This window comes from Paenibacillus sp. EKM10P (assembly GCF_011800655.1).
Classification (GTDB): domain Bacteria; phylum Bacillota; class Bacilli; order Paenibacillales; family Paenibacillaceae; genus Paenibacillus; species Paenibacillus polymyxa.
Window position 1 is genome coordinate 433242 of sequence record NZ_JAALET010000002.1, and the last position, 13479, is coordinate 446720.

18 protein-coding genes are annotated in these 13479 nt (G+C 35.4%); 17 read left to right on the plus strand and 1 reads right to left on the minus strand.

Annotation, left to right across the window (positions count from 1 at the left end):
• The first annotated feature begins 9 nt into the window (after positions 1-9).
• Both HFE01_RS07345 and HFE01_RS07350 read left to right on the plus strand, forming a co-directional pair.
• Positions 10-867: an NYN domain-containing protein gene (locus tag HFE01_RS07345; protein ID WP_243208164.1), complete on the plus strand. Its 858-nt coding sequence runs from the start codon at positions 10-12 to the stop codon at positions 865-867.
• Between the two features lie 308 nt (positions 868-1175).
• Positions 1176-1910 (plus strand): stalk domain-containing protein, encoded by a 735-nt coding sequence (locus tag HFE01_RS07350; protein ID WP_167437992.1) that lies wholly within the window; start codon positions 1176-1178, stop codon positions 1908-1910.
• Between the two features lie 119 nt (positions 1911-2029).
• Here HFE01_RS07350 and HFE01_RS07355 read toward each other — a convergent pair whose 3' ends face one another.
• A complete protein-coding gene (locus tag HFE01_RS07355; protein WP_167437991.1) occupies positions 2030-2254 on the minus strand; it encodes a helix-turn-helix domain-containing protein in 225 nt (74 codons plus the stop codon).
• 143 nt (positions 2255-2397) lie between these two features.
• On the opposite strand from HFE01_RS07355, the gene HFE01_RS07360 reads away from it, so the two are divergent.
• From HFE01_RS07360 to HFE01_RS07425, 15 genes are all read left to right on the plus strand, one after another.
• A complete protein-coding gene (locus HFE01_RS07360) occupies positions 2398-3939 on the plus strand; it encodes a DUF2726 domain-containing protein (protein WP_167437990.1) in 1542 nt (513 codons plus the stop codon).
• A 24-nt stretch (positions 3940-3963) separates the two neighbouring features.
• Positions 3964-4398 (plus strand): hypothetical protein, encoded by a 435-nt coding sequence (locus HFE01_RS07365; protein WP_167437989.1) that lies wholly within the window; start codon positions 3964-3966, stop codon positions 4396-4398.
• 90 nt (positions 4399-4488) lie between these two features.
• Positions 4489-5181, plus strand: coding sequence for a zinc ribbon domain-containing protein (locus HFE01_RS07370; RefSeq protein WP_167437988.1), 693 nt, complete (start codon positions 4489-4491; stop codon positions 5179-5181).
• Positions 5182-5290: 109 nt separating this feature from the next.
• Positions 5291-5380, plus strand: a complete 90-nt coding sequence (locus HFE01_RS27755; protein WP_221414862.1) for a putative holin-like toxin — start codon at positions 5291-5293, stop codon at positions 5378-5380.
• Between the two features lie 235 nt (positions 5381-5615).
• On the plus strand, positions 5616-5885 hold the full coding sequence (locus tag HFE01_RS07375) for a hypothetical protein (protein ID WP_181955924.1): 270 nt from the start codon (positions 5616-5618) through the stop codon (positions 5883-5885).
• Positions 5886-6027: 142 nt separating this feature from the next.
• Complete coding sequence (locus HFE01_RS07380) at positions 6028-6633, plus strand: distal tail protein Dit (protein ID WP_243208154.1); 606 nt, start codon at positions 6028-6030, stop codon at positions 6631-6633.
• A gap of 19 nt (positions 6634-6652) precedes the next feature.
• On the plus strand, positions 6653-7291 hold the full coding sequence (locus tag HFE01_RS07385) for a hypothetical protein (protein ID WP_167437986.1): 639 nt from the start codon (positions 6653-6655) through the stop codon (positions 7289-7291).
• 2 nt (positions 7292-7293) lie between these two features.
• Positions 7294-7932: a phage tail family protein gene (locus HFE01_RS07390; RefSeq protein ID WP_167437985.1), complete on the plus strand. Its 639-nt coding sequence runs from the start codon at positions 7294-7296 to the stop codon at positions 7930-7932.
• A gap of 11 nt (positions 7933-7943) precedes the next feature.
• The gene (locus tag HFE01_RS07395) at positions 7944-8396 is read left to right on the plus strand and encodes a PAAR domain-containing protein (RefSeq protein WP_167437984.1); all 453 of its coding nucleotides are present in this window, start codon (positions 7944-7946) and stop codon (positions 8394-8396) included.
• Positions 8397-8407: 11 nt separating this feature from the next.
• Positions 8408-9559: a hypothetical protein gene (locus tag HFE01_RS07400; protein WP_167437983.1), complete on the plus strand. Its 1152-nt coding sequence runs from the start codon at positions 8408-8410 to the stop codon at positions 9557-9559.
• A 12-nt stretch (positions 9560-9571) separates the two neighbouring features.
• Entirely contained in the window at positions 9572-10120 is a 549-nt protein-coding gene (locus tag HFE01_RS07405) for a hypothetical protein (protein WP_167437982.1), read from the plus strand.
• A gap of 404 nt (positions 10121-10524) precedes the next feature.
• Positions 10525-11139: a hypothetical protein gene (locus HFE01_RS07410; RefSeq protein ID WP_167437981.1), complete on the plus strand. Its 615-nt coding sequence runs from the start codon at positions 10525-10527 to the stop codon at positions 11137-11139.
• The gene (locus HFE01_RS07415; protein WP_167437980.1) at positions 11140-11718 is read left to right on the plus strand and encodes a hypothetical protein; all 579 of its coding nucleotides are present in this window, start codon (positions 11140-11142) and stop codon (positions 11716-11718) included. It abuts the gene before it with no gap.
• Between the two features lie 14 nt (positions 11719-11732).
• A complete protein-coding gene (locus HFE01_RS07420; protein WP_167437979.1) occupies positions 11733-11990 on the plus strand; it encodes a hypothetical protein in 258 nt (85 codons plus the stop codon).
• A gap of 29 nt (positions 11991-12019) precedes the next feature.
• Positions 12020-13468, plus strand: a complete 1449-nt coding sequence (locus HFE01_RS07425; RefSeq protein ID WP_167437978.1) for a DUF1565 domain-containing protein — start codon at positions 12020-12022, stop codon at positions 13466-13468.
• Positions 13469-13479: the final 11 nt, after the last annotated feature.

Sequence of the window (13479 nt, forward strand, 5' to 3'; positions counted from 1 at the left end):
GTGAATGAAATGATTAGAAACGTCTGTGTTATGATTGATTATGAAAATGTACACTACAATTTAAGAAATGACTACACCAATGTTTTTGAGAAGGATTTTTTTAATCGTTTAAGAAAGTATTTACAAGGTAAATCTATGAATGTAATTGACATTATAGCATATTGTAATTTCGATTTGCCTGATATGTATAACTCACGCCATCAATCAAAACTACATGAGTTTGGTATTGAAACAAGGCACACATCTAACACTGGAAAAAATTGTGCAGATATTCAAATAGCAGTTGATACAATGGAAATGATTTTTCAAAACAATCTAATTGATGGCGTAGTCTTAATATCAGACGATAAAGATATGACTCCTTTAATAAAAGCGATCAAAAAGCAAAAGGGGTTTGTTCATCTTATTACTTCTCAGAATAGTAGTGATTTAATACTACATACACCAACATCTCATTCATTTTTTGAGGATTTGTACGAAATAGAAGCGAAAAATGACTCTCATCTTACTGAAAATATATATCACAATCTTAATGCCCATATAAAAAAAGAGTATGTAGATAAACAGAAAACACCTCCACTATTGTCTTTACAGAGATTCACGGAAAACAGCTTGTCGTGGTACAACATCTTTGAATACGAATTTGTGCGCCTTCTAAATAAACTTGAATTAGAAGGAAAGATAATAATTCATAAATATCGCCTAAAAAATAATGAAGGCGTTGAATATGGAAAAGAATTTGAAGGAATAATTACTGATGAATATTTATACTTGTTTAATTCCAACAATCCCATTAATCGAATAAGTAATTGCATTAACGATGAATTTATAAAAAATGTTTATAAAAAATACATCAGAAATATTTGACAAATACTGATCCAAGGAATATAATTGTTATAAATAAGACTATGCTTTACCTAAAACTAATTTTTAAAAAGACTATGTTTTATCCAATACTATGCTTTACCCAAAGACTAATCAAGGGAACTCACAATATTGTGAGTTCTTTTGTGTTTAATCAAAAGATATTTTGGATTAGCTGAGCAATCAGTTTAATCACGAATTATCTCTTAACTAGTAAGGCTGTTTCCTATAAACTTCCACTCCCTCCTATCCGATATATATTGTAAGTATGTGTAAAATCATATGCTAATCGAATAATTGGAGGATATACAATGAAAAAGCGAATTCCAACGTTCCTTGCTGGTGCAATATTTGGTGTTGCAGTAGCAGTTAGTGGCGTAGCAGGAGCAAGTACATATTTAAAAGCAACATTGACACCTACAAAGATCATAGTTGATGGAGAACAAGCGAAATTGAGCGACAGCCCAATCAATGTGAACGGTAAAGCTTATCTTCCTCTTAGAGATACAGCTTCAGCAATGGGCTATAATGTAGCAAGTGCTAGTGGCGGTAAAATTGAGCTAGTGAAAAGCAATGGAACAACACCTGCTCCCTCCTCTGCCCCATCAGCTACAACAAGCACAAAAATTGAGCCAGCAACAACAGCGGTTAAGCAAGGAGGTAAAACCTTTAGCGTGGATCAATACACAAAAGGAGATAAACTGGATAGCGAGAAGATTGCAGCAGCGATTGCTTCTGGTGAGCTGACGATTAACAGTCAGGATGAAAATGGAGATTCAATTTTGCACTGGGTAATTCGTAAGAATGATTATGCGACATACCTTGTGATTAAGAAGAATGCGTTGAACGTGAACATTTTGAATAATATGGGGAATTCCCCGCTTCACGAAGCAATCCTAAATAAAAACAACTTTTATTTAGGGGAACTGACTGGAATCACTTACAAAGCAAATGCTAAAATCAAAAATAAGGACGGGCAAAGACCAATTGATCTATTAGACAAAAAAAGCTCAAATTATATTGTACTTGAAGCCTATATGATGTAATTAAAATAAATAAGTAGACAAAAAAGAGCCTATTAGAGGCTCTTTTGTTATTTATTTATATTCTAAATTGTTTTTGTCTGTAAATATGAAGCTAATAATTATATGTACTCTAACTTAGTCTATTCGTTCTGCGGATCTTCGCTGTCTGGAACATATTCTATAATGTCCGTCAACGTGCAATTAAATACTTTACATAACTTATCTAACCATTCGACATCTATTCGTTTTATCGTTTCATTGTATAACATTCCAACGGTTCCTTCACGAATACCAGTTAATTTAGCCAACTCTTTACGAGTCATTTTATGTTTTCCTAATTGTTCTGAAATTTTAATCTTGATCATTAAATATCCTCCTCAGGTTTCTAGTTCCATATTAACACAGAGTTTAGTCAGCAAGATAGAAAATTGCTTTAGTGCGGTTTACAAATTACACTAGGCGTAATATAATATCATTATTCGATATTATTGAAGTTCGGATGGAGGCGTTGAAAATTGCTAAAAAATTAAGTGCTGATACTGTAGCACAAAGAATAAAAGACATAACAAATTCCGAATACAGTTTAGTTAGTGAATACACCGGAGCTTTTGATAAAATTTCTGTTTTACATCATAAGTGTGGAAATGTTCAACAGGTAAGGTTAGGGCATTTTATTGACGGTAGACGTTGCCCTATATGTAAAAAATCGAACAGAAAAACAAATGAAACTTTCAAAAAGGAAGTGTATGAACTAACAGGAAGACACTATGTCTTTCTTGAAAAGTATGTGACGAATGAACATAAATTAAAAGTAAAACATATGGATTGTGGTCACATTTATGAAGTGAAACCAGCAAACTTTTTGTCTGGTAAGAGATGCCCTAAGTGCGCTAAAAATATACCTCTTACTACAGACACTTTTAAAGAGCAGATATTCGATAAAGTGGGAAATGAATATGAATTAATGGATGATATTATTAATAGTCAAACGAAAGTCAAAATCAAACATAACACATGTGGAAACATAATCCATATGGCACCTACGGTGTTTAACTCTGGAACACGGTGTAGTCACTGCCATGGTGGTGTTAAATATCACACAACAGACACATTTAAAAAGTATGTCAGAGATAAGACTCACGGTGAATATGATGTTCTGGGGGACTACAAAAATGCTAGAACAAATATAAAGTTTATCCATAATGAATGCCATAAGGAGTACGTTACAGAACCTCAGAATTTTATAGCAGGGAAACGTTGTCCTCATTGCTTTGGTAAAATAAAAAAGACTACCGATGAATTTAAAAAAGAAGTATTTGCATTAGTTGAAAATGAGTATTCCGTACTAGGAGAATACCTAAATAATAATATTAAAATAAAAATGAGACATAACACTTGCTTACATGAATATTTAGTATCTCCTGCTAGCTTCCTTGGCACTAAAAATAGAAATGGGAGCCGATGTCCTAATTGTTTCAAGAATGAAAAGAAAACCACAGAAGAATTTAGAGAAGAGTTATTGAATACTGTTGGGGATGACTATCAAGTTATAGGGGAATATCTCGGTGCAAATACTAAAATCGATGTACTTCATATTCCATGCGGAAGAACTTATAGACCTACTCCTTCTAACTTAATTAGAGGCGATAGTAGATGTCCATGTATCAATGAAAAAAAAGGAGAAGCAAGAATAGTAGACTATCTTTCTTCTAGTACACTTAATTTCATTAGGCAATATTCAAATCCTAATTGTAAGCACAAAATTGCTCTTCGCTTTGATTTTGCCATATTTGACGGTTACAATGAACCTATTTGTCTAATAGAATTCGACGGTAAGCAACACTACGAACCCATTGAATATTTTGGTGGCATAAAAACGTTCAAGCTCCAACAAAAGAAAGACAAGATCAAAGACAACTATTGCGAGTCACATAACATCCCATTGATACGAATCAAGTATACCGAATTTGACAACATCGAATCAATACTAAACGAAAAGCTCACCCAACTAAATATCTTACCTGTCCCTGTCTCCCCTGCTCTATCTTAATCCAAATTGAAGGAGAAGATACATATGTCTATCGTAAATGTTGTTGCTGTACAAACTCGGAAAGTTCCCTATCATCCTAACTTAACACTAGAGCAGCTCTGTTACTTTCTCGATATCTCACCTAAAGCAACTATCATCATCGACAAAATGAAATTTATGCTTAACACAGTCGAACGACTCAACGAGTTTCTTGAACGTAAAACGCTCAATATAAGTGAACTGTCCCTTCTCACTTTAATGAGGAAAGAACGTATTGACGCTTATAGCTACACCGACAGAGCAACATTTACTTATGACTATTATCGAGACAAACTAGCAGCATTGGAGAAATTGTTTCAAGAGCCTATGGAGTCTTTCAAACTCAACCGTTTCAAGACGGATGATCCAGAACTTATTTATGACACATATGTATCAAGGGGAAAATATTCGACTTCTCTAGAGGTTGCTTTGTTTATTTAGTCCTATCCCCATCTCTCTCATAATACTATAGACCCATTACCCAAGACATGGTAAACTATTGGTATAATTTGAGAGGTGGGACTATTTTAAATGAAATTATGCGTTAATTGCAATAGTTCGCTAGAGGATGAAAGTTTATATTGTAACAAATGTGGAGCCAAACAAGAATCAAGTGGCGCTTCTGAAGATACTAGTGAGAATGTGATAAATGAGTTGATTCAATCTGATTCGCCAAAAAGTAAATTGTTAACTCCAAGAACAATATTATATGGAGTTGCTTTGATACTTTTCTTGGCAATCTCAGTGATAACAGTTTATTTCAATACTCCTGAACAAAAAGCTAAAGCAACAGTAGATAATTATCTGAAAGCTTTACAACATGGAGAGTATGTGGGTGGATTTAAAAGCGAGAGTTTTGATGACTATATAAATGTAATAGATTTTAAGTATGTTAATACACAGGATAGTTATGAGTATGAAGGAAATGAAGTCACAACATATGACAGAGAATATTATGACAAGTATTTGAAGGAAGTATACCCTACTTTTGATGAATTTCTAGAGCAAGAGAAAGAGATTCACCTTGATAACAAACACTTTACTGTTCTTGAGAACGATAGCAGTAAAATAGTAGTAAGAGATGACCGGCTTGGGAGATCTTTTAGCTTTCTATATGACATGCAAGTAACAAATGGGTTGGGTACTCCTGTCTATAAAAAAGTCACATTTGATGTGGATAATTTCTCTGGTGAATATAAGATTTCTTATTATTTTGACAAGTAATGACATGCAGTTAATTGTTAGTTCTATCGTATCGTAAAGATATATTATACTATCTCTAACAACGGAAAGGCTTAGATGGGCGGTCGGCTAGTCTCCTGCAAAGGAGGTGATGCTTGTGGAGGTATATCAAACATTGACGCTTATGATTTCATTTGCGACTTTGGTTGTGCTAATACTTTCTTTCCACAATAAGAAATAGACCGCCCTAAGCAAAGGTAAACGGTCTATTTCTACGCCTTTGTTAACACAGCCACCGCCCTTATAAGCGGCTGTTGTTTTAGAGTGGAGATGATGTCGCATCTCTACTCTTTTTTAGTATATGCTTCTTGACTATATTTTATCACACGAAAATTGAGTTGCCAATGCCAAAGAAAGTACTGAGCAAAAGTTACACATTTTTCGTGCTGTATGATCCAAAGAAATGAGGTGTGTAGGTGAGGAGTAATGTTCGATGTAATGAGCAACCTCTAAGTAGACATCAATTAGCAAATCCATATGCTGATTCACAAATGCTAGACAGGTTAAAGAAGAATGTATCTATTGATTTGCGTAACAATCACACTATTAAATATGTCGGAAATGGATACGCTATAATTGAGCCTAATGATGCCAGTAAAAAGTTCTCTATTTACAATGTATTAAAATCTCTAAAAAAAGGTCAACAAAAATATCGAAAAACTTTAGATGAATTGAGTGTGAATTAGATAGGCTTATTTCAACTTGAAATATCCCTCAATAACTCATCATTTTTAGACGAGAATAGTCCGTAAAATCCCAATTTTATAGTGTTTCTCCCCTATTAAAAGCCTTATACACAAAGGCTTTTTTATTATGCCCAATTTAAATATGGAGGTGATCAATATTACAATACGCGAATCTCTCTACTTTTCTTATGCTGGCATCCAATCTGATTTCTATGGAATCGTAAACGTGAATATGTCGTCTGGGATGCAAGAAGAAATATTCGCTGCTTCACGATCCATAAATGAAGTATCTATCAAGGGTAGAGATAAACCCTATTTCCAACAAACAAAAAAAGAACCACTTAAGTTTAATGTGTCGTTCGCTTTTGAGGATACTTGGGATGATGTAAAAATTAGAGGAGTTGCTAAGTGGCTAACTGAACAATCTTATTATCAACCTCTCTTCTTCTCAGATGATCCAGAAAAAATATATTATGCTCTTTGTGTGGACGATATAAATCTGGTTCATAATTGTGTGCGACAAGGATATGTCACTCTTACTTTTAGATGCGATGCTCCCTACGCTTACTCTTCTATTTATAATCCACCAGTTTACAATTGGCGCTATCAACCTTTTGATGTACAGGTGAACGATACTACTGGCGAGAAAAATAAAGTAATAATCGAAAACGGTAAGCTCACCTTGAATCCTAATAAGACAATGTGGACTGAATTTCGTGGGAAGAAGTGGTATGAAATTTCAAACTAATTAAGAAAGGAGAGTGTCTATGTCAACAACGACAACAAAACTAGGTCTTAAAAAGCCCAACTTTGCAACAGATGATATCGAGAATACTTTAAACGAATTAGCTGACAACTTTCAAAAATTAGATGATGATAGCGATGATTATGTTGATTCCCTTCCTTTATCTGGGGCATATCCAATTGCAAAGCGATTCTACAAGAAAACGCCTAAATCTGGCGACTATATCGGATGGGTAAACACCCGTTCAGGGACAAGTGCTCCAACATGGCAAAAACTCAAACAATATACCAATGGCGATTTAATTGTTCCTACTGTAGATAACGGACATATTTATAAATGTATTCAAACAGGATATTCAGGCTTAACTGAACCAGTCTTTCCAGTGTCAGTAGAAATAGAATTTGGCGATGTTCGAGGCAGTAATACTTGGCAAGCAACTACTCAATATAAAAAAGATGATATCGTTCTTCCTGTCATTGACAATGGTCGATTTTATGTATGTCTCCAAGCTGGTGAATCAGGTGACGTTGAGCCTACATGGGGATTAGCAGATGGTCAAACAATCTATGACAAGAATGCTTCATGGGTTAGTTATAAGATGCTGAAGTGGAAAGAAGCTGGAGTGGCATCTAACTTTAGACCCTATGGGAAGATTGAATAACTATGGCTACTTGGAATTCGCTCACAAATAAAAATGGCATTTATACATATCCTACCGTCACTATTCCAATTGTTACAGACGGTGCATTAAGCAAAATATCGTGGAATCAGACACAGCCTGAAGGATCAACTATTGTTGTTCAGTCTCGCAAATCAGATGATGGATACAATTGGTCTGAATGGCGTAACTGCGTTAACGGTGGAGAAATACCAGAAATAAATGAAGACACTCCTCTCTACAATACCAAATTAAGTATTCGTGCAATCATTCAAACGACAGATTACAGTATTCACCCCTTCTTTGATCCTAATATAACCCTACATTTTCAACCAGTACTTGTGTTTCACAACAAAGGTGACCTCCCCTGCCAACCTGAAATATGGATCACAAAAGTTGGTAGCGGTGATTTTACCATGACTAATACATCTCATCATAACGAACAGTTCAAGTTTACTGGGCTTGTCGATGGGGAAACAGTGTATGTAAACAATGAACGCCAAGATATTGAAACCACACTTGCTGTTACGTATAGATACAAAGATTTCAACGACAACTATTTAAACCTGCCTGTTGGGAAAAATGTATTCAAAGTCGATGGAGACGCAGATATTAAATGGAGATATCAATATAAACGCATTTAGGAGTGTGATATATGGCTGGAGTAGCATTGAATGGTTCAACAACAAAATTATCTACCAAAAATGATTATGTAAAATTCTCCTATGAATGGAGTGAAAGACACAGCGATGGTGATGGCGGTAAAGAAACAAGGTGGTATACAGGTCATGGTTCAACCGATGCAGATGTCGAAGGCGTAGTTTCCTCTGACAATAAAATTTTTATAAATAATGTACCCATAGCTACTGTTGGTGATAAAACATCTGAACATTGGGTTGCCAACCCTACTCCATCAGCTCCCAGAGGTAGCATTAAATCAGTTTCTCCCGGTAAAAGCGGCTCTGGTGAAGGTGAAGTTTCAGGAGGTAGCGCTAAGGTTTTCTATAATGGTAAAGCTGTTGCAATGATTGGTTCACCTGTGAAAACTATGCTGGACACAGATACCACTATCGAAACTGGAAATGAAAAGATAAATATATCAAGTTAGGAGGTGAAATATTGCCAGAACTACATACATATTTAGAGTTAAATGACCCCGTAATAATGATTACACGCAAAGGGACACCCGAAGATCCGTATAAATCTCGTGCTGATTCACTTGTAGTATTGAATGGTTTAATAACTTTGCTTGAACTCCCTTCTTCTGCTCACGGTGTATCAATTGCAGGTATGACTGAAATTAGTCAACAAGTATTTGAAAATCGACCCTATCTAAACGAAAATGAGTTTCTTGTCCAATATCAAACTGGAGCTATCCAAGTCCATCCCTCCCTAGAAGGTACAACTAAACTTTGTCGCTATATGGGTAAAGGCTTAGTCATGCAACCTGCATCACGTATCTATGCAATGGTACAACGTCATCCCGACATCGTAAAAACCCTGCAAGATATAGTAGATGAAGCATATCAACGGCTAAACGACACTCAATTGGCAATTGGAAGACTCGAAGAAATTATTAGACAATCTCATGTTGCTACAACTACAGCAGAAAAAGCAGCAGACAATGCCAATCAGGCAGCAGATTTAGCTAACAATGCAGCTAACAATGCGATAGATGCATATAAAACAACAAAACTTGCTTTCAAACCTTATGTTAGAGATATGCAGGAACTGACTGCTACCTACCCTCACCCCGAACTTGGTTGGACAGTTCAAACTACAAAAGATGGCATCCGATATCGCTATGATGGTAATCGCTGGATTCCAATTGACCTGTTTGGAGACAACCTTCAGCCAGTTAGTAAGGATAAAGATGGGTTAATGACGGTAGCGTTGCTTGAAAAAGTAAATGATATTCCATTAGAAGTACAAGATCGAGTTATTGTGTTATGCAAGGATTCTTATGTATTTGTAGAACCATTTGGATTAGCAGCCTTTCCTTTCAACGGTGAGATCGTAGAAATCAAGGCTTACTTAGGTACATATGGAGATACAGAAACAGAACTAGACATAGAAAAAACACGAGATTTAAATACTTGGACTAGTATCTTGAATAAAAAGATTCACTTTGAAGCACTAAAGCATTTCGATGATAAATCAGTAGAAATCAAAACAAAGACCGTTAACGCAGGAGATCTTTTTAGAGTTAACACAATTAAGAATGGAATTAATATTCAAAATTTAACAGTAACAATAACAGTTAGAACTTAGGAGTGATACATAATGGCTCAACAACCCGTGATTACGTGGTTTAACTCTACACATGCAACCGAAATTGTAACTCAAGATTTTGGTGTAATAGATGCAGATACAAAATCCTCACCCATCACCGTTAATATTTGGAATAATCGATACGATGCAGCAAAAGGAACGGGCAAAACAGATGTAGCTAAAATGGAAGATTGCACAATTACCACTAGAGACATGACAGGTGGCACAGGCGATACCGTAGGAAATGTAGTAGAAGTAGTCAAAAACAATTGGTTCCACGCTCAAGTGGACTCTCTAAATGAAACCGATCTTGACCAAGATAGTTCAAAGATTGGTAAAATAGCATCTAAGCCCATTGGAACAACGGGTAGCACAACAAAAAATTGGGATGGTTCCGTTTATGATACACCATTTAAACCGGGAGCAAAAGAGATTCTTGGTGTAGCCAATAACGGTACACCGTTAGATGCAGCAGGTAATTATGCTACAGTGACATTGCAATGCGCGGTACCATTAGATGCTTCAAGCGGTAAACAAAACTTTAAGTTACGGGTTAATTAAGTAGCCCCCTATATCAGTAATGATGTGGTGAAAACCCTTTAAATTGCTGGAAAATTCTAAAGCTTCTTATACTACAACGCAGTTGGTAACGACAAACGTGAATGTGGTCGAAAGACAGAAAAAAATAAGAAGATGACCTATGCTGAAATAAAAGCCGGAATATCGGTGCTAAGGGTTGAATTCAATGAATAATCAAGCAGGGAAATTCCTTATAAAGGAAGACCTTCAACGACTATAATAAGGGTGTCCTAATGGGATAATGGTATAGTCTACTCCGACTCTTAATTGAGTGTTAAAGTATCTCGAAAGAGACGGTATTCAGGTTCTTATCGTTACGTATAAGCAAATTTTGATGTTTATGACAGGGGATAACCCCTGTCATTTTATTTTCTAGGAGGTACAAGATGATTTTAGGTAACATGCAATATAGATACTCTCCTCTCCCTCATCAGAGTTATATTTGGGTAGCGGATTATTGGGATAATACTTTTTTATCTGAATATGACACACAGATTAATCAATACAATAATTTTTACTCTATAAATAAAGAAAAGCTACTTGCCTTTGGATATATTGGTGAAGGGTCACAAGTATATTTTGATGTTGCTAACGGCATATTCAACGTTAATAGTGATCGTTTTATGATTTCATACGCAACAGAAGAAAATGAATATCAGTTAACAGGACGAACCTTCCTGTATAACGACATCATTCAATACAAAGATGCTTCATCCAATGCCAGCCTATTAACCAGAGAAGAACATGGGAAATTCGATAGTAGAATTGAACAATATAACATTGGATACAAAAAAGAAATGTTGTTGTTAGATGCAAATATTAATTTCCAATGCATTTGCTCTATGCCATTAAGAGGTATAACGTATTTCCAAATCAAGATTACTTCCAATAAAGATCTTGATGGCAAACTAATCATTCGTTGCAATGGGATTGTTTCTGAAGAGATACGTGCTCCACTTAAAGCTAACATGAGTGGCAATATCCATTGGGAGCTGAGATAAATGACTATAAGTGAGATTGGAATCCCAATAGATTTATCCAAAGGTAAATATGAAAACACTGTTTATAAAGACGGCAAGCTTCAACTAGTAGAACTACAGAAAAGTAACACAGGTAAGATAGTTTATGCTTCAAGTGGTTCTTGGCAATCAGATATGATTTACATTGCCGATAAGATCAAAGCCTTTGAAAAGATTGTAAAAAATACAATTATTAATGGTACAACTTCAACATTTAAAATTTATACGCAATCTTCAATTGATGGTATCGAATGGTCTCCTTATGCAGAAGTTGGTACCGATGGTTCTATCCAATCACCTACAAATACATATGCACGTATCAAGATTGAGCTGTTCAGTTCTCCTACTGAGAATCTTAACTTCACCGTCGATGAGTTTAACGATGATCGCTATACCAATGATTATCTAAATACATCCAATGATTACTTAGAGATGAAACGTAATTACACGCTAGATTATGTCAAGGACTCGGCTTGGACTGAAGATGGACAACTATATAGAACAACAATTGATAAATCTACATGGAAGAAAGTCGACTCTCTGTCAAGTGTCCAAAGTTAGGAGGACTTTACGTAATGCAAAAACATTTAATTAATGACAACGGAACATATAAAACCTATTTAAATGGAGCATGGCAAACAGTTACTACATCCTCCCCTACTAAAGATAATTTTATGACAAAGGGTATGGATGATCTAAGTATCTTAAATCGGACTGTTAAAACAATTTCTCAACCTATGAGCGACAATGGAACACTCGTATCAGGTAAGGTATTTAAATCTACAATTGACCTGAAGAAGTATTTCGACATTACAAGCATCATTATAAAATAACGATTTTATACAGAAAGTGGTGATAAAAAATGCCTAGTTTTGGTGGATTTATTGATTCATTTACTAAAGTTTTATATGTAGATGGAATAACAGGTTTGGATACAAATACTGGATCTGCTACTTCTCCATTTAAGACAATAAGTAAAGCAGTCGCTTCTGTTACTGCTGATAAAACGTTAATCTATATTGTTAAAGAAGGAACATATACAGAGCCAAGACTTACATCAGTGCTTAATGCTAATTACGAGATCACTATAGCGACAATTACACTTAGAGATAAGGCTAAACGCGTCATCCTCAGTTTGACAAATGTCACTGCTGGTGGGTTCATTATGAATAAGACTAACACATTTATCGGGCTTATCATACAGAGACCTTCACCGGGTAATGATGGCAGAACATATGAGTATTTCTTTGATGGTTCAGTCATTAATCTCTCGTTCAGAAATTGCGTATGGGATAACAAGCCTCACTCTCCTACGACGTACCCTATTTTTGCTGGTAATTCTGCTGGTGCAACAGTAAAAAAATTGGAATATATTAATTGTTCTTTTCTACCTACTTTTTCTAGTAAAGATACTGCTGTTAGGGATTTTATTAATTGTGTAATAGCCATTAATTTTACGTCTGATGATGGAAACATAGTCACAACTTTTGATGATGATTATAATCCAACTACTCAAACAACTACGAATGGCGTATACAACGGCGATTATGCATGGGGAAGTCTTAAGTATATTAAAGTAATACTCAAAACAAATAATAAGATCATTTCGACTATCCCAAAAAAAATTTCAGACTCAACAATCATATCCAAAATGACAAACAATGCTGCACCGTCTGGATTGGCTTTTTCAAAAGGTGCGATGGGGGTCAATGAAGCTTATTTAGCCTTCAACCAAATTGACGAAAATGAAGGCTACTGTTCTACAAGTAGTTCGGGCGGTGTTGGATTCTTAGGATATAAATTTACGTCTCCTAAAATTATAAGCCAATATGCAGTTCGAAATGGAACACTGAGTAGCTACTATAAGCGTTTACCTAGAGACTGGACATTTGAAGGTTCCAATGATAGCACAAATGGATTTGATGGGAAGTGGGAAGTATTAGACAGACAATCTAAACAAATTTGGAGTACTCCCACAACTGATAAGGTATTTGAAATTGATAATATTAAGGCGTTTATGTCTTATAGAATCAACTGGACAGCAAACAATGGAGCTACAGACTACACAAGTATTGGGGAACTAAAGATGTTTGAACTATTGAACATCTCCAGCTTAATTGAAATTCCAGATAGCAATGAATCGTCATTTCAAAAATACGGAATGAACTTTGACAGTGCACTAAACTTAAGCAACCGTTTAAATAAACTTATTGATGTACGGTCATCAAACGTTAGTTTTGGTGCTGGCAAAACATTTACACATGTCATTGACATGAATCGGTACAGAGTAAATAGTATAACGCTTAAATAACGAAGGAGCGA

Excerpts from the sequence above, each read along its gene's own strand:
- HFE01_RS27755 (WP_221414862.1), top strand. The coding sequence starts at position 5,291 with ATGCTTGTGGAGGTATATCAAACATTGACGCTTATGATTTCATTTGCG.
- HFE01_RS07420 (WP_167437979.1), top strand. The coding sequence starts at position 11,733 with ATGCAAAAACATTTAATTAATGACAACGGAACATATAAAACCTATTTA.
- HFE01_RS07410 (WP_167437981.1), top strand. The coding sequence starts at position 10,525 with ATGATTTTAGGTAACATGCAATATAGATACTCTCCTCTCCCTCATCAG.
- HFE01_RS07385 (WP_167437986.1), top strand. The coding sequence starts at position 6,653 with ATGTCAACAACGACAACAAAACTAGGTCTTAAAAAGCCCAACTTTGCA.
- HFE01_RS07365 (WP_167437989.1), top strand. The coding sequence starts at position 3,964 with ATGTCTATCGTAAATGTTGTTGCTGTACAAACTCGGAAAGTTCCCTAT.
- HFE01_RS07415 (WP_167437980.1), top strand. The coding sequence starts at position 11,140 with ATGACTATAAGTGAGATTGGAATCCCAATAGATTTATCCAAAGGTAAA.
- HFE01_RS07390 (WP_167437985.1), top strand. The coding sequence starts at position 7,294 with ATGGCTACTTGGAATTCGCTCACAAATAAAAATGGCATTTATACATAT.
- HFE01_RS07370 (WP_167437988.1), top strand. The coding sequence starts at position 4,489 with ATGAAATTATGCGTTAATTGCAATAGTTCGCTAGAGGATGAAAGTTTA.
- HFE01_RS07355 (WP_167437991.1), bottom strand. The coding sequence starts at position 2,254 with ATGATCAAGATTAAAATTTCAGAACAATTAGGAAAACATAAAATGACT.
- HFE01_RS07405 (WP_167437982.1), top strand. The coding sequence starts at position 9,572 with ATGGCTCAACAACCCGTGATTACGTGGTTTAACTCTACACATGCAACC.
- HFE01_RS07425 (WP_167437978.1), top strand. The coding sequence starts at position 12,020 with ATGCCTAGTTTTGGTGGATTTATTGATTCATTTACTAAAGTTTTATAT.
- HFE01_RS07380 (WP_243208154.1), top strand. The coding sequence starts at position 6,028 with ATGGAGGTGATCAATATTACAATACGCGAATCTCTCTACTTTTCTTAT.
- HFE01_RS07345 (WP_243208164.1), top strand. The coding sequence starts at position 10 with ATGATTAGAAACGTCTGTGTTATGATTGATTATGAAAATGTACACTAC.
- HFE01_RS07395 (WP_167437984.1), top strand. The coding sequence starts at position 7,944 with ATGGCTGGAGTAGCATTGAATGGTTCAACAACAAAATTATCTACCAAA.
- HFE01_RS07350 (WP_167437992.1), top strand. The coding sequence starts at position 1,176 with ATGAAAAAGCGAATTCCAACGTTCCTTGCTGGTGCAATATTTGGTGTT.